General features: G+C 40.9%; 18 protein-coding genes and 1 other RNA gene. 16 read left to right on the top strand and 3 right to left on the bottom strand.

The window, feature by feature from the left end; translation table 11 throughout:
* Positions 1-35 precede the first annotated feature (35 nt).
* A complete protein-coding gene (locus G613_RS0102460) occupies positions 36-1595 on the top strand; it encodes an ABC-F family ATP-binding cassette domain-containing protein (protein ID WP_029231141.1) in 1560 nt (519 codons plus the stop codon).
* Positions 1596-1666: 71 nt separating this feature from the next.
* On the opposite strand, the gene G613_RS0102455 is transcribed toward G613_RS0102460, so the two are convergent.
* Together G613_RS0102455 and G613_RS0102450 are read right to left on the bottom strand one after the other, a co-directional pair.
* Entirely contained in the window at positions 1667-3034 is a 1368-nt protein-coding gene (locus G613_RS0102455) for an MATE family efflux transporter (RefSeq protein WP_081647742.1), read from the bottom strand.
* Positions 3035-3139: 105 nt separating this feature from the next.
* Positions 3140-3976 (bottom strand): hypothetical protein, encoded by an 837-nt coding sequence (locus G613_RS0102450; RefSeq protein WP_029231139.1) that lies wholly within the window; start codon positions 3974-3976, stop codon positions 3140-3142.
* Between the two features lie 221 nt (positions 3977-4197).
* Between G613_RS0102450 and thrC the strand changes: the two genes are divergently transcribed.
* The 5 genes from thrC (at position 4198) to G613_RS0102425 (ending at position 9194) form a co-directional block, all read left to right on the top strand.
* Positions 4198-5691, top strand: a complete 1494-nt coding sequence (gene thrC, locus G613_RS0102445; RefSeq protein WP_029231138.1) for a threonine synthase — start codon at positions 4198-4200, stop codon at positions 5689-5691.
* Positions 5692-5758: 67 nt separating this feature from the next.
* The gene (locus tag G613_RS0102440; RefSeq protein ID WP_029231137.1) at positions 5759-6100 is read left to right on the top strand and encodes a hypothetical protein; all 342 of its coding nucleotides are present in this window, start codon (positions 5759-5761) and stop codon (positions 6098-6100) included.
* Between the two features lie 28 nt (positions 6101-6128).
* A complete protein-coding gene (locus tag G613_RS0102435) occupies positions 6129-7502 on the top strand; it encodes a citrate/2-methylcitrate synthase (protein ID WP_029231136.1) in 1374 nt (457 codons plus the stop codon).
* Between the two features lie 113 nt (positions 7503-7615).
* Entirely contained in the window at positions 7616-8809 is a 1194-nt protein-coding gene (locus tag G613_RS0102430) for an MFS transporter (protein ID WP_029231135.1), read from the top strand.
* A 10-nt stretch (positions 8810-8819) separates the two neighbouring features.
* A complete protein-coding gene (locus G613_RS0102425) occupies positions 8820-9194 on the top strand; it encodes a DUF1622 domain-containing protein (RefSeq protein ID WP_029231134.1) in 375 nt (124 codons plus the stop codon).
* A gap of 64 nt (positions 9195-9258) precedes the next feature.
* On the opposite strand, the gene deoC is transcribed toward G613_RS0102425, so the two are convergent.
* Positions 9259-9918, bottom strand: a complete 660-nt coding sequence (deoC, locus tag G613_RS0102420) for a deoxyribose-phosphate aldolase (RefSeq protein ID WP_029231133.1) — start codon at positions 9916-9918, stop codon at positions 9259-9261.
* Positions 9919-10143: 225 nt separating this feature from the next.
* On the opposite strand from deoC, the gene G613_RS0102415 reads away from it, so the two are divergent.
* The 10 genes from G613_RS0102415 (at position 10144) to G613_RS0102375 (ending at position 20532) form a co-directional block, all read left to right on the top strand.
* Positions 10144-11304 (top strand): hypothetical protein, encoded by a 1161-nt coding sequence (locus G613_RS0102415; protein WP_029231132.1) that lies wholly within the window; start codon positions 10144-10146, stop codon positions 11302-11304.
* A 163-nt stretch (positions 11305-11467) separates the two neighbouring features.
* Positions 11468-13291, top strand: coding sequence for an aminopeptidase P family protein (locus G613_RS0102410; protein ID WP_029674417.1), 1824 nt, complete (start codon positions 11468-11470; stop codon positions 13289-13291).
* Positions 13292-13446: 155 nt separating this feature from the next.
* Positions 13447-13654, top strand: a non-coding RNA gene (gene ssrS, locus G613_RS18985) — 6S RNA.
* Positions 13655-13714: 60 nt separating this feature from the next.
* Positions 13715-14632, top strand: coding sequence for a YihY/virulence factor BrkB family protein (locus tag G613_RS0102405; RefSeq protein ID WP_029231130.1), 918 nt, complete (start codon positions 13715-13717; stop codon positions 14630-14632).
* Between the two features lie 70 nt (positions 14633-14702).
* Positions 14703-15848, top strand: coding sequence for an AI-2E family transporter (locus G613_RS0102400; RefSeq protein ID WP_029231129.1), 1146 nt, complete (start codon positions 14703-14705; stop codon positions 15846-15848).
* A 50-nt stretch (positions 15849-15898) separates the two neighbouring features.
* A complete protein-coding gene (locus G613_RS0102395) occupies positions 15899-16114 on the top strand; it encodes a hypothetical protein (protein WP_029231128.1) in 216 nt (71 codons plus the stop codon).
* An 85-nt stretch (positions 16115-16199) separates the two neighbouring features.
* Positions 16200-17288, top strand: a complete 1089-nt coding sequence (locus tag G613_RS0102390) for an endonuclease/exonuclease/phosphatase family protein (RefSeq protein WP_035774156.1) — start codon at positions 16200-16202, stop codon at positions 17286-17288.
* 99 nt (positions 17289-17387) lie between these two features.
* Positions 17388-18647, top strand: coding sequence for a 6-phosphofructokinase (locus G613_RS0102385; RefSeq protein ID WP_029231126.1), 1260 nt, complete (start codon positions 17388-17390; stop codon positions 18645-18647).
* A gap of 93 nt (positions 18648-18740) precedes the next feature.
* The gene (locus tag G613_RS0102380) at positions 18741-20126 is read left to right on the top strand and encodes a GGDEF domain-containing protein (protein ID WP_029231125.1); all 1386 of its coding nucleotides are present in this window, start codon (positions 18741-18743) and stop codon (positions 20124-20126) included.
* A gap of 127 nt (positions 20127-20253) precedes the next feature.
* Complete coding sequence (locus G613_RS0102375; protein ID WP_013280467.1) at positions 20254-20532, top strand: HU family DNA-binding protein; 279 nt, start codon at positions 20254-20256, stop codon at positions 20530-20532.
* The last annotated feature ends 25 nt before the right edge of the window (positions 20533-20557 follow it).

The following is a 20557-nucleotide window of genomic DNA, read 5'->3' as shown; positions in this document are numbered from 1 at the left end:
AGATTACTGTAAATATAAGTTATTTGAGGAGTTTTATGAGTATTTTAAATGTTGAACACTTGACCCACGGATTTGGAGACAGAGCGATTTTTGACGATGTTTCTTTTAGACTTTTGAAGGGCGAACATATTGGACTTGTCGGAGCTAACGGCGAAGGCAAGTCCACATTTATGAATATTATTATTGGTAAGCTCATGCCGGATGCAGGCAAGATCGAGTGGGCCAAGAATGTTAAGGTCGGTTACCTGGATCAGCATGCAGTGTTAAAAGAAGGCATGACTATTCGCGATGTCCTGGCATCTGCTTATGAACCGTTATATGCCATGGAAACACGAATGAATGAAATCTGTGATGCCATGGGCGAGGCAGATGAGGCGCAGCTTGAAGGCTACATGGAGGAACTTGGTACCATTCAGGATCTTCTTACAAACAGAGATTTCTATCTTATTGATTCCAAGATAGAAGAGGTCTCAAGAGCACTTGGCTTCCTTGATCTTGGACTGGACAGAGATGTTACTGAGCTTTCAGGAGGACAGAGAACCAAGATCCTTCTTGGTAAGCTCCTTTTAGAGAAACCTGACATTCTTCTTTTGGATGAGCCTACCAACTATCTTGATGCAGATCACATTGTATGGCTTACAAGATATCTTCAGGAGTATGACAATGCATTTATCCTGATTTCTCACGATATACCTTTCCTTAACAGTGTTGTAAACATTATTTATCACATGGATGGCCAGACTCACAGCCTTGACCGTTATGTTGGTGATTATGACAAGTTTATGGAAGTGTACGAGATGAAAAAGGCTCAGAGAGAGGCTGCTTACAATAGACAACAGCAGGAAATCGCTGACCTCAAGGATTTCGTTGCCAGAAACAAAGCCCGCGTTGCCACAAGAAATATGGCTATGGCCCGCCAAAAAAAGCTGGATAATATGGAACTTATCGAGAAGGTTCAGGAAAAGCCCAAGCCTGAGTTTAACTTTAAGACTGCAAGAACTCCAGGCAAGGTTTTATTTGAAACCAAAGACCTTGTGATCGGATATGATGAGCCATTGTCATCACCTCTTAATATGGTGATTGAGCGCGGCTCAAAGATAGTTCTTACCGGTGCCAACGGAATTGGTAAGACAACACTTCTTAAGAGTATTCTCGGACTTATCCCTGCTATCAGCGGAACAGTTGAAAGGGGAGAAAACGTAGAGGTTGGTTACTTTGAACAGGAAATGTCTCCGGATATTCAGACAACCTGCATGGAGGAAATCTGGAAGGAATTCCCTGGATTTTCTCAGTATGAGGTTCGTTCAGCTCTCGCAAAGTGCGGCCTTACTACCAAGCACATTGAGAGTAAGTGTAAGGTTTTATCAGGTGGTGAGCAGGCCAAGGTTCGTCTTTGCAAACTCATTAACAGAGAGTCCAATATTCTTGTTCTGGACGAGCCTACAAACCATTTGGATGTAGATGCCAAGGCAGAACTTCTTCGTGCCCTCAAGGAGTACAAAGGAAGCATTCTTATGGTATGCCACGAGCCTGACTTCTACGAGAGTCTCGCTACTCAGGTAGTGGATTGCACCAAGTGGACCACCAGAGTGTAATGGTTATTAGTGGTAAACAGATGATAGAAGCATATTTGGAGTGAGTTAATCGAAAAAATAAAGGACTCGATTTATATATCGAGCCCTTTTCTCCAGTCTTTCATGTTGAAGCGCACGAATGCGGTGACACCAACAATGGTCCAGGTGATGCCTGTTGCAATCCAAAGTCCCCATGCTCCAATGAAAGGAATAGAGCACAGAAGTGCCGGGAAAACGATACGTCCGATCATCTCAGAAGCTCCGGAAATTGCTGGGAACTTGGCATCGCCTGCACCATTTAATATGCCGCGACAAACATAAATCATTCCAAGAGGCAGGTAGAAGTAAGATAAAATACGCATCGCCTTGGAACCGTATGCTATAATCTCAGTTTCAGAACTGTCTATGAATATCTTGACTAAAACGTCTCCGAAAAGTCCCATAACAATTATCATTGCAATGGCGTAGATGATCATCATTCTTGCGCCGTTATTAAAGCCTTTTCGTACTCTGTCACCTTTTCTGGCACCTATGTTCTGTCCGGTAAAGGTTGAAAGAGAATCCTGAAGAGCTTTAAACTGCATGTTTACAAGGTTTTCAATCTTACTTGTGGTGGTAAATGCTGCCACAACAACGGAGTCAAAGGAATTGATAACTCGCTGAAGGATAACGAAAGAAAGAGCAACAAGGCCGCTCTGGAGGGCCATTGATCCGCCGATGGTGTAGCACTTGGCAATAATCTGTTTATCCATTTTCCAGTCAGACTTATCAATCTTGAAGACAGGATTTCTAAGGAATGCATATATTATCGAGCATGCTGCGGAAAGGGCCTGTGCTGTGATTGTAGCAATGGCAAGTCCGGCAACTCCCATGCCGAATGCGATTACAAAGACAAGGTCCATGGCTACATTTAAAAAACTGGATACTATAAGAAAATAGAGAGGTGTTTTAGAGTCGCCTATTCCTCTCATAATATATGAAATGGTGTTGTAGAGAGCTGTGCCTATAAAGCCTATACATGTGATTGACATATAGGCAATGGCGTTTTCAAGGATATCTTCCGGTGTCTTCATTACATAAGTAAGAACAGGCCTTGAGAAGATAAAACCAAGAAGACCAACAAATAAGGAAGTAGCACTTACCATGACAAGGGCATTAGTTATTACTTTTTTAACACCCTTCATATTGCCTGCGCCAAAAAACTGGGATACAACAATTCCGATACCGGTTGCCAGACCATTTCCGAGAGCAAAGAACAGATTGGTTATATGTCCTGTGGAGCCAACTGCCGCAAGAGCTCTGGCGTCAATAAATCTTCCTGCGATAATTGTATCAACGATGTTATAAAACTGCTGAAATATATTTCCCATCATCATGGGAAACATGAAAGCAAGGATGAGCTTGGTGGGATCACCGACAGTCATATCCTTGGCGTATTTCTGGGACATAGGGTTAGCCATTTTATCTCCTAATATTATCGTAAGAATTACTTTGATATTCGGATTAGAAACAGAACACTTACGAAATTTAGATTGTTCTCAATTTATTTCGGACTATATCGTACATCAAGTATTTGGTCCTTGCAAGTTTTTTACTCTTTCAATCTTCGGAGAAATTTTAAGCTTCATGTATATATCTGCATATTGGGAAGGAGAAAGATCCTCAACAAAGTTTGGCTGGAAGTTTTTCTTTACCCCATTTCTTGTCAGAATATCTATGGCCTTGTTGTAGGCAATGGCAGCTTCTGCCTCGGTGTTGTACTTGCCGATAACGTGATTACTTCGAACATGTATCACAGCCTTGTATCTGATAAAGCCTTTTTCTGCAAACTGTCTGACGCCTCGGTATCTGTTGAGGATAATGATATTTTCATATCTGAAATCTGTGGGATCATCGTTGGCGAACTGATAGTCTCTTCCTTCAACGGCATAACTCTGGATTCCATAGCGCTGCAGAACAGAAAGCTGGCTTCCGTAGTCTGCTACAAACAGATGGGAGCCTCTTTTCATGATCTTGTGAGAAGAGTAGTAAAAGAGATCCTCAATATCGAATTTTAATGCGTAGTCAGGAGCAAGATGATAGGTAAAATAGTTCTTTTCAAGATATATAGGAGTTGGAATGTACATCCCCTTATCTCTGTAATTTATGAGACTTACAAACTTTTCATAGGGAATGTGATTCATTTTATTGTTTGCTGTAAGGGATTGATAAGAGGCAATTGTAATCTTAGGACTATTTAGAATTTTAGAAGCTTCCTTATACACAGCGGCAGCTTCTTTTTCGCTGTCAAAAGAGCCCAGAGAAATATGTTTGCCGCCATGGGTAATAGACGCTCTGAAAGAAGGCGTTCCGTCTTTTAAGGTTGTTATATATACACCCACCGCTTTTTTCTTAGGTTTCAAATCAGCCTCCTATTAAAAGAGCTATACCAGGAAATACACTTTGTCAAAATGTAATAACTTTAATAATTCAAAGTGCTAAAATATTGTGTAGATATATCAGCCGGTATTATGGTATACTGTGTACTCAAAGAGATATTCATCGCTTTTATTTCCGAATTTTTTGCAATTACACTATATCGATAATATATTACTATTTTAACAACAAAAGAGGAGTGAACGCAATGGCAAAGGAAGTTTTGTACAGTAGCACTAGAGGCGCTTTGGGGCAGATCAAGGCATCTGAAGCAATTTTAAGAGGACTTGCTCCCGACGGAGGATTATATGTCCCTGATCATATTCCACATTTGGAAAAGACTCTCAGCGAGATCGCGCAGCTTGACTATAAGGAGACCGCCTTTGAGGTAATGAAGCTTCTTTTGACAGATTATACTGAGGAAGAACTTAGATACTGTATCGAGCATGCTTATGATTCCAAGTTCGACACAGAGGAGATTGCTCCGATTTCCGAGGCTGACGGTGCATTTTATCTTGAACTTTATCACGGAGCAACAATTGCTTTCAAGGACATGGCACTTTCAATTTTGCCATATCTTATGACTACTGCAGCCAAAAAGAATAATGTAAAGAATGAGATTGTTATTCTCACAGCAACTAGCGGAGATACAGGTAAAGCAGCTCTTGCAGGATTTGCAGATGTTCCCGGCACAAGAATCATTGTCTTTTACCCTAAACATGGTGTTAGCCCTATTCAGGAACAGCAGATGGTTACTCAGAAGGGTGACAATACCTGCGTAATCGGAATTGAAGGAAACTTCGATGATGCCCAGACCGGCGTTAAGAAAATCTTTACTGATAAAGAACTTGCGAAAGAGCTTGATGCCAAGGGCTTCCAGTTCTCATCAGCAAACTCGATCAATATCGGGAGACTTGTTCCACAGATTGTTTACTACGTATATTCATATGCCAAACTCCTTAAGGAGGGCAGAATTGCTGACGGAGATTCCATCAACGTAGTAGTTCCTACAGGTAACTTTGGTAATATCCTTGCTGCATACTATGCCAAGAATATGGGAGTGCCTATTGCAAAGCTTGTTTGCGCATCAAATTCAAATAAGGTTTTGTTTGATTTCTTCCAGACCGGTGAATATGACAGAAACCGTGACTTTGTGCTTACATCATCACCTTCAATGGATATTCTTATTTCAAGCAACCTTGAGAGACTTATCTATCACATTGCAGGCGACAACGCAGAAAAAGATGCAGCATTCATGTCTCAGCTCACTCAGACAGGTAAGTATGAGATAACTGATGAGATGAGAGCTAAACTCGTTGACTTCTTTGGAGGATTTGCAACAGAGGAAGAGACCTTTGCTACTATCAAAAAGGTATTTGATAAGACAGGATACCTTATGGATACACATACAGCTGTTGCCAGTGCAGTTTACAGCAAATACGTAGAGCAGACCTGTGACAAGACCGTTACAGTTATTGCATCTACCGCAAGCCCATTCAAATTTACAAGAAGCGTTATGAATGCTCTTGGTAAGGGCGATGAGAGCAAGGACGATTTTGCTCTTGCAGATGAGCTTTCAGTTGTTTCAGGTGTTGAGATTCCAGAGGCTGTAACATCTATCAGAACTGCAGAGATCAGACACAAGACAGTTGTTGCCAAGGATGATATGCAGCAGGCTGTTATGGATTTTTTATCCAAGTAATGTGAGTATTGCGCAAAAGACATATTATAAATATCAGAAATAACAAGAATTACAGGATTATTCGAATATGGATACATTTAATAATATATTTGATCTGGCGATTATCATCGGCGGCGTGTACATTATGTACTACGCTGTTCAGATGAAGATTGCTGACAAAATCAAAGTTGGCGTAATTGTTCCTGCCGACGTTAATGTTCAGGGAATGAAAGACAGAGAGGGCTTCAAGAAGTATGCATATCCCCGCCATGTGGCTCAGGGTCTTGCACTTACTCTTCTTGGAGTTATAGGAATCTTTCTCGACCTTATCGGAAGAGGGGATGTTCATGTTATAATATATGCAATAGCCTTGGTGGTGCTGATTATAGGTAATCTCATCATTGATAAGGGAAAAAGAAAATTCTACTGATCTGAAATGTTTAATATAGGAGGTGCGTATGGATTTAGGCAAGGGTTATTACTCGGAAAACACACCGGAAATTGTTGAACTATCAAAGCTTTCCAAAGAAGCTGATCTTATTGAAAATGATCTTTTTGTTAAATACGATGTCAAAAGAGGTCTTCGTGATCTAAATGGTAAGGGTGTTCTTACAGGACTTACCAGAATTTCAGAAATTATTGCCAAAAAGAATATTGATGGAAAAGAAGTACCTGCTGATGGTGAAATCTATTTTAGAGGCTATGATGTTCATCAGCTTATTGATGCTGCGGTAAGAGAGAATAGATTTGCTTTTGAGGAGTGTGTGTATCTTCTTCTTTTTGACAAGCTGCCTACGGGAAAAGAGCTGTTCGAGTTCGAAAAGCTTCTTGGAATCTACAAGAGTCTTCCGCCCAGCTTTGTCCGTGATGTAATCATGAAAGCTCCAAGTAGAGATATGATGAACACATTGGCAAGAAGTGTTCTTACCTTGTACGCCTACGACGATCATGCGGATGACGTATCACTTCCAAATGTACTTAGGCAGTCACTTCAGCTTATCAGTATGTTCCCTCTTTTATCTATTTACGGATATCATGCTTACAACCATTATCATGAGGGAAATTCGCTTATTATTCATCCGCCGATGGAGGAATTATCTACGGCAGAAACAATTCTTTATCTGCTGCGTCCTGACAGTAAGTATACTGAGCTTGAGGCTAAGCTTCTTGATATCTGCCTTGTGCTTCATATGGAGCATGGCGGTGGTAACAATTCATCCTTTACAACCCATGTTGTAAGCTCATCTCTTACAGATACCTACTCTGTAATTGCTGCTGCGATTGGATCCCTTAAGGGACCAAGACATGGCGGAGCAAACATTAAGGTTGTTCATATGTTTGATGATATCGAGGCCAATGTCAAGAATTGGAAGGATGAAGATGAGGTAAGAGCTTACCTGGACAAGATCCTTAACAAGGAAGCCTTTGACGGGGCAGGCCTTATATACGGCATAGGTCATGCTATTTACTCCAAGTCTGATCCAAGAGCTGTTATCTTAAAGAGCTTTGTGGAAAAGCTTGCAGCTGAAAAGGGCAGGGAAGATGAGCTGGCTCTATATGAGATGGTTGAGAGAATAGCTCCTGAGCTGATTGCAGGGGAACGCACCATGTACAAAGGTGTAAGTGCCAATGTGGACTTTTACTCAGGCTTTGTATACAGAATGCTTGAGCTTCCCGAGGAACTTTATCCTACTATATTTGCCATTGCCAGAATCGTTGGCTGGAGCGCTCACCGTATGGAGGAGCTTGCCAACAACGGTAAGATCATTCGTCCGGCCTATATGGCTATCGAACCTCGAAAAGACTACGTCGATATGTCTGATCGTAAGTAAATACTATGATTTTGTTGTGCCCGTGATGCATTATTCGCGGGCACTTTTTGTTGGTGAAACGATAGCGAATATACGTTATAATAATATATGGTAAACAGTTGAGAGGAGAGATTATGGACAAGAAGAAATTCGATTACCTTTGGATTGTTTTATTCATAATTATTTTTATCAATGGATTTGAAGCCGGAGGCTATCAGGCCAGTCTGTGGAATATCGGACAAAGCTATGACCTTTCGGTTACAACCATGGGGCTCTTTGCTTCGGTAGAACTTTTTGCTACCATGTTGGCGCCACTCGTATTAGGAAATTGGGCTGACAGAAACAGCAAAGCCTTCTGTATAAAGATTCTTCTTGGAATCCAGTTTGTGGCTGCGACGCTGATTCTTTTTACTGATGCGCAGTGGCTTTTCATTTTTGGTGTATTCTTCCTGGGACTTACCACAAGTGCCCTTCAGTTCATTTCCATAGCAGCCCTGGCTGATGCTTATCCAATCACAAACAGCAGAAAAATAGGATTTATGACCTCAATGTATGCATTAGGCGCTTTGGTTGCTCCTCTCGTTGTCAGCTTTTATCTCAGTAAAGGCCTTCCCTGGAGGACGCTGTTTACCATGCTTGCTGTAGGCAGCATTATCTGTTTTGCCGGAATGATGGGAGCAGGAGATATGGTCAGAGAGGTTCTGACCACTGAATATAAGACTGCAAATGATGAAAAGACCAAAAACGTCAATGATGCTGATCTAAAGAAACAGTTTTTCCTTGGAGGAATACTTCTTCTTTGCGTTATCATGTGTATCTATGTAGGTTTCGAAAACGGCTTTTCTTTCTTTGTGGATACTTTGTTTATCAGTACTCTTAATTCGGGACTTGGAAAATATGCTCTTTCTGTATTTTGGGCGGTTATGATTCCGGCCAGGGTATTGGTAGGCCTTTTCTCTAAAAGAGCTAAAGACATCCTTATTATTTCAACGATTGCAATTCCGCTCATAACCCTTATTCTCTCATTTATGGATAGCAGTCTTGTAGTATTCTTTATGTGTATTCCGCTTGGCTTTGCCAGTGGAGCAATTTATCCTAGTGTTCTTAATATGATGCTTCTTTTTGCGGGAAAAAAGACTGCTACAGCCACAGGTATGATTACTACAGCCACAGGAATCGGAGGCTTTGTATTTACAGCCCTTACAGGATTTATAGGAGATAATTTCGGACTTAGAGTAGCAATGAGAACTTTGGCAACTATTTTTGTACTGGCTGTTTGTGCAGCCTTCTGCGCTGTTAAAATGGCTGACGAGAGAGAAAAACAGTAGGAGGTAGCTTATGGAAGCTGCATATCAGAGCGCGGAAAGCATACTTCGTTATGTGGTAGAGTTTTCGACACTTTTACTTGAACTGTTTGGCATCTGTATCCTTGTTTTTACGGCTATAAAGAGTTTTATTTTCTGGCTAAAAAAAGATGAGTCCATAAGACTTCAGCTGGCCCAGGGAATTGCTCTAGCGCTGGAATTTAAGCTTGGCGGTGAGGTGCTTAGGACGGTAGTTGTCAGGGACTGGGCAGAACTTGGAATCCTTGGAGCAATCATTACCTTAAGAGCAGCGCTTACATTCCTTATTCACTGGGAAATTAAAAATGAGAAACAGGCCCTTGCACCTAAACTGTCTGAAAGAAATAATGGGAAGATACCAGAGAAATAGAAAAGAATGATAAGAAAAAGGGAGAAATTGCAAAAGCAGTTTCTCCCTTTAATAAACTTAGAAATTACAGATTGTACTTTGCTGCGATAAGAGGAGCAACCTTGGATGAACCAATACGGCTGCAACCAGCCTCAGCATATGCAAGAGCATCCTCGATTGTACGGATACCACCTGCAGCCTTGATCTTAACATCAGGACCGATGTGCTTCTTGAAAAGCTCGATGTCGGCAATTGTAGCACCTGCTGTGCCAAAACCTGTAGAAGTCTTGATATAATCAGCCTTAACTTCTGTAACAATCTTGCAGAGCTCAATCTTTTCTTCTTCTGTAAGATAGCAGGTCTCGATGATGACCTTAAGGAGCTTGTCTCCGCAAGCCTCTTTGATCATAGCAAGCTCTTTTTTAACTTCGTCATACCTATGGTTCTTAACATCACTGATATTAACTACTGTATCAATCTCAGATGCACCGTCTGCGATAGAATCCTGAGCCTCAACAACCTTGGAATGAGCTGAGTTGTAACCAAGAGGGAAACCGATTACTGTGCAGAGCTTAAGGTTATCGCCATATTTGTCGTGTACTCTCTTAAGATATGTCTGAGGAATACAAACAGTAGCTGTACCATATTTAACAGCCTCGTCGCAAAGAGAAACGATGTCCTCCCATGTAGCATTAGCCTGAAGCTGTGTGTGATCGATAAGTTTTAAAATATCTTTTTCTTCCATAACAGAATCTCCTTCGTATAAATTAGCAGATACTAAAAACGCCGTCCGCCATTTGAATCTACACAATTATATCACATAACATAATTAATTCCATGAGTATCAAATGACAATATGTGAGACGGCTCAAACCACAATATTTATGGCTTTTTTATTATTTAGGTACAAAAAATGGTATATGATAATAATGTAAATCGATTACGAAAACGTTTGAGGAGGGAAATTATTATGAAAAAAAGAATTTTAGCTTTACTTATGACAGGAGCCATGGTTTTATCTGCAATGGGATGTGGCACTCAGGTCGAAACAGAGCAGACATCTGATATTACTAATGAAGAAGTGGCTCTGGCAGATACAGTAGAGGCTTCCGAAGAAGCATCTCAGGAGGTAGGTATTGCCAATCCCTGGAGAGACATTACATATGAAGAAGCTAATGCGACTGTAGGTAAGCTCTTTAAGGCTCCCGAAGGAGCAACAAATGTTCAGTGGAGTATATGCGATTCAGTAGCTGATCCTTCAGGATTCCCCGGACCATTAGTTCAGCTCACCTATGATCTTGACCATTATAGTGTAACAGCAAGAGAGCAGGCAACAAGCGAAGATGCAGAAGATATCTCCGGAATGTACTACGACTGGACTGTTACGGATGAAATGAATTTAGGCTATTGGGGCTATGGCAAAATGCCTGCAAAGTTTTACAGATATATTTCTGATGAGGAATGGGCTGATCTTTGCACTTTCTATGATGTAGAGCTTGGTGCAGCATATTCTTTCTCTGTAGTAGCCAAAGACCTGGATGGCTTTGACATTCAGGCTGTTGTAGAGAGCATGTTTGACCAGGAGACTCAGTATGGTTACAATCCTCTCTCATATATGGATGAGCATGAACCACTTGATATAACAGGCTGCGATACCTTTACTCAGATCGTAGACAAATTGGAGCCTGGTTTTGCCTATGCAAATGCTACAATCGACGGAGTGGACGTTCTTCTTGTGACTGATTATACATTCCATGATCCTGACACAGACAAAGACAATGCTATTGAAGCAGAAATCTTCGCTTATGGAGATGGTGTTCCATATCTTGCAGGTTACGTATCAGCAGGAGGCACAGCATATCCTCTTTCAATTACTGATGGTAAGCTCTTTGTAGGTGGAAATCACTTTATTAAAGAATATGCTTTCATGGGCCAGAAATACATGATGGTTCTTGAAGGAAGCTGGGTAGATTATGATAGTGACGGAAACGGTACATATTATGCTCATTCAGATGTAAGAGAATATGCAGAGGCAGAGGATGATTGCAAGGTGGCTGATGATTCCATTATGACTGACCTTTTCGACCGTTACATGAATGGCGAAGTTATTGATTTCCAGGTTGTTCAGTAATTTAAATTCAGAATAAATACTATATACTCCTGATGTGGACCATATCTTCACATCAGGAGTTTTTTCTTGCAACTATATGTTACTGTGATACAATTCTCTGTAGATTGTTTGACATGGATAACATGTTTTGAGACAAAATAGATTTTCAAAGGAGACATTGATAATGGCTACAGAGAACGCAGTTATCAAGGGCAGACTTTCAGAGCTTCGTGCTCAGATGTCCGCCAGCGGAATTGATTTTTACATGATGCCTACTTCTGACTTCCATAACTCAGAATATTCAGCAGACTTTTTCAAGGTTAGAGAGTACTTCTGCGGATTTGACGGATCAAACGGAACCCTTGTTGTTTCAGCAGATTTCGCGGGAATGTGGACAGACGGAAGATACTTTATTCAGGCTGAAAACCAGATGAAGGGCACCGGAGTAGAGCTTTTTAAAATGGGAAATCCCGGAGTGCCTACTATCGAAGAATATCTCGTCGAGAATATGAAAGAGGGTCAGACTCTTGGCTTTGACGGAAGAGTTGTTTCTACCAGTATCGGAGAAAAGCTTGAGAAAAAGCTTGCTGATAAGAAAATCTCTTTCAAGATAGACAAGGATCTTGCAGAAGCAGTGTGGACTGACAGACCGGCTCTTCCTTGCCATGACATGTATGTTTTGCCGGATGAGCTTTGCGGTAAGAGCTTTGCTGAGAAGCTTTCCGATGTAAGAGCCAAGATGGAAAAGGAAGGATGCAAGGCACATCTTTTATCCAAACTTGATGATATTTGCTGGCTTACAAATCTTCGTGGTAATGATGTGGAGTGCAATCCTGTAGTTCTTGCATATGCTTTTGTTACCATGGATAAGTTCATTCTCTTTGTTCAGGGAAAAGAGGTTACTGCTGACGTTAAGGCATATTGCGATAAGGTAGGCATTGAGCTTAGAGATTATCATGAAATTATGAGTTTTGTTTCAGAGTATGGATTTGACGGAGATATTCTCTATGATAAGAGAAACACCAATTTCCTTACATTCAAGACTCTTAGCGATAAGGCAAAGGCAGCAGGCGTTCAGTTAAAGAACAAAAAAGATCCTACAGAACTTATGAAGGCTGTCAAGAATGACACAGAGCTAAAGAATATCAGAGAGGTTTATCTTCGCGACAGTGCCAAGCTTACAGAGTTTATCTACTGGGTTAAGAAGAATGTTGGAAAAATTGAGATGACTGAGTATACTGCAGCAGAAAAGCTTGACAGTATGAGAGCTGAGCTTCCGGGCTTCATTGAGCTTTCTTTCCCAACAATCAGTGCTTACAATGCAAACGCTGCCATGGCTCATTACGAGGCAACCAAGGACAATGCAGCGCAGGTTAAGGCAAGCGGTATGCTCCTTGTTGATTCAGGCGGAACCTACATGGGTGGTACAACCGACGTTACAAGAACAATTGTTGTCGGTGAGATTTCTGATGAGATCAAGAAGCATTACACAGCAACTGTAGCAGGAATGCTGGCTATGGCGGATGCTCTTTTCCTCCATGGATGTACAGGCAGAAACCTTGATATCTATGCAAGAAGACCTCTTTGGGACATCGGCATTGATTACAACCATGGTACAGGTCATGGTATCGGATATATCCTTAATGTACATGAGGGTCCTCACAGCCTCAGATGGAGATATGTGGAAGGTGCTTCAGAGGCTCTCCTTGAGCCAGGCATGATCGTTTCTGATGAGCCCGGAGTTTATATCGAGGGAAGTCATGGTATTCGTATTGAGAATATCATCGAGGTAGTAAAGCGCTCTGAAAATGAGTACGGACAGTTCCTTGGATTTGAACATTTAACATATGCGCCAATCGATCTTGATGCCATTGATACACGTTTCATGAAACCTGAACATGTAGAGCTTCTTAATAAGTATCACAAGGCAGTATACGACAGAGTAAGTCCACTCATAGAAGATGAGGAAATAAAGGCTTGGCTCAAGGATGCAACACGTGCAATTTGATTCTCTGCTTCAGTGATAATACCTGAAATGGGAATATTATTTCAATATTTGAGAACAAAATGAACGAATCTTAAATAATATATTAAATATGCACCCAACCCCTTGAAAAATGGGGCTTTAAGGGTATAATAAAGGTATAAAAGAACTACGAAGTAGTTCTCCTGGGATGTCCGACAACTCCTGTGTAATTTGAACCTACATTTCTTTAAACGGGACTCCTACATCATCATATTTGATGTCACACCTTCGGCCCTGCGCGTGCGCAGACCAGCTACGGGAGAGGGAGACAGAGATTATGGTTGCGGTAACCCACCTGGCGTTAGCTAGGAGTCAAATAACAGGAACCGGCATTTTGGGGTTTTATTTTAGGAAATAAAAGCAGTCATGAAAATGGCTGCTTTTTCCACGTGTGGGAGATTGCTTATGAATATTAAGGCTGCGCTGATCGCACTTGCCAGGGACTTTTCGACAAGAATGCAAAAAAAGAATATGCAATCCTACGCAAGCAGTACAGCTTTTTTTCTTATTGTGTCCCTTATTCCAATGCTTATTCTTTTATCTTCGGTTCTTCCCTATACAACACTTACAGAAGAAGACCTTGTAAGAGTCATGACTGAGCTCACACCGGATTTTGCCGACAACATTATGATGAGGCTTGTTAATGAAGCTTATGGTCAGTCTGTTGCGGTATTCTCAATTTCAGCTGTTGCAGCAATTTGGACAGGAGCCCTTGGAATGCTTGCACTTATCAAGGGACTTAATACAATATATGACGTGGATGAGCGTCGTAATTATTTTTACCTTAGATTTATAGCAGCTCTATATACAATTGCGATGATCGTAATTGTGCTTATAATGCTTGTTATCATGGTATTCGGTGATTTCGTCAAACAGCTTATTGTAAATGCTTATCCCCATGTGTGGGCATTTGCTGAATTCTTTGTAAATTTCAAATTTATAATGGTGATAGGAATCGCAACCTTTGCATTCGCTCTTATATATACCTTTGTGCCAAGTGCCAGAATGAAGTTTATATATCAGCTTCCCGGTGCAGTCTTTTCGGCAATTGTATGGTATGTGTTTTCGTGGCTCTTTTCATTGTATGTAAGCCTGCCTAATTCGTACTCGATTTATGGAAGCCTGGCCACACCGGTAATCATGATGTTCTGGCTATACTTCTGTATTTATATTTTCCTTATCGGGGCCTTTATTAACAGATTTTTCCATCCTGCAGTTAAGGTTCTGTATGATGATCATCACATGAATAAAGTCAGGAAGAATGCCAAGAAAAAGAGTACTAAGGTTATCAGGAAACATAGGGAGTATAATGAATTCAGGTGATTAAACGGCCATTTTGGCAAGAATGAGATATAATATCTAATATAATGATTATATTGAACGGAGGGATTAGATGAAGCTCGGCAAGAATTTCACCAAGAAAAAATGGGTATCATACACGATAGCAACCTGTTCTGCGGTTATTCTGTATATGATCCTTTCGAATTTTTCCAGTATAACTGAAGGTTTTAGTTCTATTTACGGATATATCAAGCCTGTAGTAAGCGGTATGATTGTGGCCTATGTTTTTAATCCGCTGGCAAGAACCTTCAATGACAAAGTATTTGGGAAAATGAAAAACGAAAATGCCAAATGGAAGCTTTCTGTTGGATGCACCATCATAGTGATAATCCTGGCAGTAGTGCTTTTGTTTGTGGCGCTGATTCCTCAGCTTGTGGATAGCATCAGTACCTTTGCCAGCAATGTTGACGGCTATGTTGAGACTACTCAGGGAATTCTTAGAAATCTTGAGAAAAATGATACCACCGGCATCTTTAGCGGAGAGCTGGGAGCGTTGGCTACCTTTACCGACAAGATATTAGAAAAGGTTGGGGACTATTTCTCAAACCATATGGGTAATGTGGTTACAACTTCTGCCAATATCGGAAAGGGTGTGGCGGATGCGGTTATCGCCTTTATCCTTGCAATATATCTTTTGCTTGATAAAACCAGACTTAAAAACGGTTTTGCTAGATTTACCAAGCTTGTGATGAAACCTGAGTCGCATGATAATGCTGCAGTATTTCTCGATAGATGTAATAGCATCATTATCAGATTTATCAGCTTGGATATAGTAGAAGGAATAATTGTCGGAGTAGTCAACCTTGTTTTTATGCTGATAGCGGGAATGCCTTATTCTGTGCTTATTTCAGTAATTGTAGGAGTTACCAACCTGGCGCCTACTTTTGGCCCTATTGTAGGTTGTGTACTTGGCGCATTTATCCTTGTTCTGGTTAACCCTTGGTATGCGCTTGCTTTTCTGATCTTTACCATAGTACTTCAGACAGTCGACGGCTATATCCTCAAGCCAAGACTCTTTGGCGAAAGCCTCGGTGTATCACCGCTTATGATTCTTATCACCATTGTGGTTGGAGGAAGACTCTTTGGCGTTGCAGGAATCATTTTAGCAATTCCATTTGCTGCTATTATTGATTTTGTATGGCGAGATTATATACTAAAAAAACTTGAGGAAAGACGCGCAAAGGTTTATCATAATTAGTATAGTTTGAATATTTTTTTCATAATACACTTTATGGGGGTAAGGCGATTATGGATTTTGTTAAAGTTATTGATGGTGCAGTTGATTTCTGCAAGGATAAGATCAATAAGGCCATGGAAGTATGGGATAGCTTCGACGAGGATCAGAAGAAGCTGCTCATAGGGTGCGCTGCCTGCGTGGCAGTGGTAATTGTTGTGGCCGGCGTTGCCTACGGACTTGGCAAGGCTAGAGGGCAGAGGATTGCCCTTGAGGAAGAGGATTTCTAAAATGATGATAAGTGGCATCTGCATTATTTGCAGATGCCCTTTTGCGTCTTTGGGCGTATAACGAAGAGAAACTAAGAGGGATATCATGAAGAAAATACTTAAATTATTAGGCGCTATCTTACTGGTTGCTGTTTTTGTATGTGTGACTCTTATTGCTTATCTCACAATTGATGAGTATAAACCTGACGACGTAGAAAACGTTACTATCTCCGGAAATGTCGGTGAAATGACCAAAATGGGACAGGAGTACACTCTCATGTCCTGGAACATCGGTTATGGCGCCCTTGGAGATAATGCTAATTTCTTTATGGATGGCGGCAAGGACGTTTATACTGCCGATGAGACAAGAGTCAGAGAAAATCTTGCGGATATTGCAAGCTGGGTAGATAAGTATGCACCGGATTTTCTTCTTACGCAGGAACTAGACAGGAACTCCTCAAGATCATATTTCATCGATGAGCTTGAAAGGTTAAATAGTGAGGGAACGTCTGATGTGTTTGATTATCAGAACTGTTTTGCTCCTAATTTCAAGGTTTCTTTTGTTCCGCTTCCTATTCCACCCATCGGACGCGTCCTGGCAGGCGAGGCTACATATTCATCAAAAGAGATGGCTTCTGCGGAGAGAGTGGCTCTGCCATGCCCATTTACATGGCCGCTTAGAACCTTCAATCTCAAGAGATGTCTTTTGGTGTCAAGATTTCCTGTAGAAGGCACAGATAGAGAGCTGGTATTTGTTAATCTTCATCTCGAAGCATATGATTCCGGGGAAGGCAAGATAGCCCAGACCAATATGTTAAAAGAGCTGATGAACAATGAGGTTAGCAAAGGTAATTACATAATTGTGGCGGGAGATTTTAATCAGACTTTTTCCAACGTTGATTTATCTAAATATCCGGTACTTGAAGGAATGTGGGAAGCCGGAATTATCAATATTGAGGAATTTGGCAGTAGCTTTAGTTTCTTGCATGACGATACATATCCTACCTGCAGATCCCTTGATCGTTCACTTACAGAAGTTGACAATAGGAATCCGGAAAATTTCCAATATTATATGATTGATGGAGTTATAGTTTCCTCGAACATCCAGGTTAATCACGTTGAAACTGTTAACACAGAATTTAAGTGTTCGGATCACAACCCGATGGTGGTTAAATTCGTTCTAAAAAGTGAGTAAAATTGTATATGAAAACGTTTAAGTTTTGATTGAGCTTAAACGATTTTTCACATATACTAGATATAAGGTATTATTTTACTTGAAAGGGGACAGGAGTTAATGGTACAGAAAAAGAAACGTAATGTAATTGTTGGGCAATCGGGAGGCCCTACAGCAGCTATCAACTCATCTCTTGCAGGAGTTTATAGGACTGCTTTGGACCGTGGATACCAGAAGGTTTATGGTATGATTCACGGTGTACAGGGTCTTATGGAAGGAAGATATGTTGATCTTTCCGAGCATATCCAGAGTGGACTGGATATCGAGCTTCTCAAGAGAACACCATCTGCATATTTGGGGTCATGCAGATATAAGCTTCCTGAGATTTTTGAGAGTAAAGAAATATACGAGAAGATTTTTGAAATTCTCGTAAAACTTGAGATTGACTGCTTTATCTACATCGGTGGTAACGATTCAATGGATACCATCAAGAAGCTGTCAGATTACGCTATCATAACAGGATCAGACATCAGATTCGTTGGTTGTCCTAAGACAATTGATAACGATCTTGCACTTACAGATCACACTCCCGGTTATGGTTCAGCAGCCAAGTATATCGGTACATCAGTAAAAGAGATTATCAGAGACAGTTGGTCACTTGAGACAACCAGCGGACAGGTTATAATTGTAGAAGTAATGGGTAGAAATGCAGGTTGGCTCACAGGAGCTACAGCACTTGCAAAAGGCGAGGACTGTGATGGACCTGATGCTATCTATCTTCCTGAGCTTCCATTCGATATGGCAGCTTTTATCAAAAAGATCAAAGGTCTTCTTAAGACTAAAGCATCAGTTGTTGTTGCAGTATCTGAGGGCATCAGAACCAAGGATGGCAAGTATGTAAGCGAACTTGGAAATACTATTGAGTATGTAGATGCATTCGGACACAAGCAGCTTACTGGAACAGCCAGATATCTTTGTGAAGTTGTTTCACAGGAGTGCGGCTGTAAGACACGTGCTATCGAGCTTTCAACACTTCAGAGAGCTGCCAGCCACTGCGCAAGCCGTGTAGATATCCTTGAAGCTTACGAAGTTGGTGGTGCAGCAATGAAGGCTGCAGACGAAGGCGATAGCGGCAAGATGGTCGTTATCGAGAGATTATCCGATGATCCTTATCAGGCAGGAACTGAGGTTAAGGACGTTCACAAGATTGCTAACGATGAGCGTGTGGTTCCAAGAGAATGGATCAATAAAGATGGAACATATGTTACAAATGAGTTTATCACCTACGTAAGACCTCTTATTCAGGGCGATGTAGGACCTATCATGGTTGACGGTATTCCTAGACATTTGTACAGACCAGGATTCCAGGATCTTCTTTGATATTGAACTGGCAAATGGCCATGGACTACCCAAAAGGGTAGTTCATGGCTTTTTCAAAAATGGAAATCTTTTTTCATTTTATGAGGCGCAAATATGATCAGATACAATATTGGGACAGTAACTGTAGATGAAAGCTTTATTATAGTTAACGTAAATGAGGGGTATTCTGAACATGTTGTGAATAGTGAGGGTAAGAACTTTCTGGATAATGTCCTTGAAGAAGACCATCGCCTTCTTACAGAGATGGCGGACAGTATTTCAGATAAGGGGCCAGCCTCATTATGCTTCAGATATAAAGAAACAGACGGCAAATTCTCATGGGTTATTGCTCTATGCAATAAAGTAATTACAGAGGATAGGTATAATATTCAGATGTCTATCCAGGACATTTCGGATCTAGAAGAAAAGATCATAGATAACAGCCTGGATTATGGAACCGGGCTTCTTGATAAGAAGACTATTTTGGAATATGCCAGAGATAAATGCCGCCATCAGGCTGACGTTTTTAATCTGTGCATTCTTGATATTGATAATTTCAAGTATATCAATGATACAAAGGGACATTCCTTTGGGGATGAGGTATTAAAAGAGGTCAGTTCTATTATCAGAAATGTGATTGGAGAGCATGGCAAAGCAGGCAGAATCGGCGGCGATGAGATAATGCTGGTTATAGATGGTGCACCGGACAATGCAGCTCTTAGAACTTACCTTAAGCCGCTTCGTGAAACCATAGAAAATCTCCACAGAGATCCAAAGGGGTATCCGCTTATTACAGCCTCCATAGGTTCAGCCAGATATCCTACAGATGTGGCCGAGTATGACACTTTGTTTGATCTGGCAGACAGGATGTTATATAGGGCAAAAAATAGAGGTAAAAACAGATATGTAATGTATAACCCTGACATTCACGGCAAGATCATTGATGGACTTTTTGCGGAAGAAAACAAGGTTGTGCAGGATGCAGCGCCTGTTGATAAAACCAAGCTGGTTATGGATGCTGTTGAGGAATTCTTTGGAGATAATGAAACCACAGTAGCTGAACAACTGGCCAAGATTATTGCAACCTATGAATTGGACTATGTTTTTGTTTTCTATGAGGATCTAAGCAAGAGCTTGGCGGGATATAAGAAACTTGAATGTACTCAGGCAGCTCAGCAAAATGGTGTTCATAGAATAGTAGAAGTTTCCACGGATATTTCTTTTGTCAGAGACCGGGAGTTTGACGAGTTCTTTAATGCAAACGGAGTGTTCGTTGTAGATAGTCCGGAGAATCAGCTAAGGGATAATTTAAGGGCAAGCAGGTATTTTGCCACCAATGAGATTAAACATGCTTTTGTCTATAAGATGAAAGATGTGCCAAACGGAGGTTATGTCTTTTTCTATAAAACCAATGAATTATCAAGAAAATTCTCTCAACCGGACGTAACTGACTTTACTTATCTGGGAAAAATGATTGAAATTGCACTCAAATCTAGATAAAACAAGGAAAAAGTTATGAAAAATTTAGATTTTTGCGCATTTTTCGGCGTTTATGGGTTGTTTGTGGTACAAAATAGTGGTAGAATGGGCAATGTAGTAAAATATTTCTTTTTGGAGGGAAAATTTAATGAACAAGACAGAACTTATCGATGCAATCGCTAAGGAGGCAGGCCTTTCTAAGAAGGACGCTGCTGCAGCACTCAACGCTTTCACAGACACAGTAACAAAGGAGCTTAAGAAGAAGGGAAAGGTTCAGCTTGTTGGTTTCGGTACATTCGAGACAACAAAGAGAGCTGCTAGAACAGGTAAGAATCCTCAGACTGGCGCTGCTATCAAGATTCCTGCATCTGTAGCACCTAAGTTCAAGGCTGGTAAGGCTCTTAAGGATCTTGTAAACAAGAAATAATTTACAAAGTATATGATGGAAGCTG

This window comes from Butyrivibrio sp. VCB2006 (assembly GCF_000420945.1).
In the GTDB taxonomy this organism is placed as follows: Bacteria; Bacillota; Clostridia; order Lachnospirales; family Lachnospiraceae; genus Butyrivibrio.
Note: the sequence above shows the minus strand (reverse complement) of the source record. Positions and strands in the feature narration are given on the sequence as shown.

What these genes read in the sequence shown, in the direction of transcription:
- G613_RS0102460 (WP_029231141.1), top strand. Translation starts at nt 36, where the DNA reads ATGAGTATTTTAAATGTTGAACACTTGACCCACGGATTTGGAGACAGA.
- G613_RS0102455 (WP_081647742.1), bottom strand. Translation starts at nt 3,034, where the DNA reads ATGGCTAACCCTATGTCCCAGAAATACGCCAAGGATATGACTGTCGGT.
- thrC (WP_029231138.1), top strand. Translation starts at nt 4,198, where the DNA reads ATGGCAAAGGAAGTTTTGTACAGTAGCACTAGAGGCGCTTTGGGGCAG.
- G613_RS0102440 (WP_029231137.1), top strand. Translation starts at nt 5,759, where the DNA reads ATGGATACATTTAATAATATATTTGATCTGGCGATTATCATCGGCGGC.
- G613_RS0102435 (WP_029231136.1), top strand. Translation starts at nt 6,129, where the DNA reads ATGGATTTAGGCAAGGGTTATTACTCGGAAAACACACCGGAAATTGTT.
- G613_RS0102430 (WP_029231135.1), top strand. Translation starts at nt 7,616, where the DNA reads ATGGACAAGAAGAAATTCGATTACCTTTGGATTGTTTTATTCATAATT.
- G613_RS0102425 (WP_029231134.1), top strand. Translation starts at nt 8,820, where the DNA reads ATGGAAGCTGCATATCAGAGCGCGGAAAGCATACTTCGTTATGTGGTA.
- deoC (WP_029231133.1), bottom strand. Translation starts at nt 9,918, where the DNA reads ATGGAAGAAAAAGATATTTTAAAACTTATCGATCACACACAGCTTCAG.
- G613_RS0102415 (WP_029231132.1), top strand. Translation starts at nt 10,144, where the DNA reads ATGAAAAAAAGAATTTTAGCTTTACTTATGACAGGAGCCATGGTTTTA.
- G613_RS0102410 (WP_029674417.1), top strand. Translation starts at nt 11,468, where the DNA reads ATGGCTACAGAGAACGCAGTTATCAAGGGCAGACTTTCAGAGCTTCGT.
- G613_RS0102405 (WP_029231130.1), top strand. Translation starts at nt 13,715, where the DNA reads ATGAATATTAAGGCTGCGCTGATCGCACTTGCCAGGGACTTTTCGACA.
- G613_RS0102400 (WP_029231129.1), top strand. Translation starts at nt 14,703, where the DNA reads ATGAAGCTCGGCAAGAATTTCACCAAGAAAAAATGGGTATCATACACG.
- G613_RS0102395 (WP_029231128.1), top strand. Translation starts at nt 15,899, where the DNA reads ATGGATTTTGTTAAAGTTATTGATGGTGCAGTTGATTTCTGCAAGGAT.
- G613_RS0102390 (WP_035774156.1), top strand. Translation starts at nt 16,200, where the DNA reads ATGAAGAAAATACTTAAATTATTAGGCGCTATCTTACTGGTTGCTGTT.
- G613_RS0102385 (WP_029231126.1), top strand. Translation starts at nt 17,388, where the DNA reads ATGGTACAGAAAAAGAAACGTAATGTAATTGTTGGGCAATCGGGAGGC.
- G613_RS0102380 (WP_029231125.1), top strand. Translation starts at nt 18,741, where the DNA reads ATGATCAGATACAATATTGGGACAGTAACTGTAGATGAAAGCTTTATT.
- G613_RS0102375 (WP_013280467.1), top strand. Translation starts at nt 20,254, where the DNA reads ATGAACAAGACAGAACTTATCGATGCAATCGCTAAGGAGGCAGGCCTT.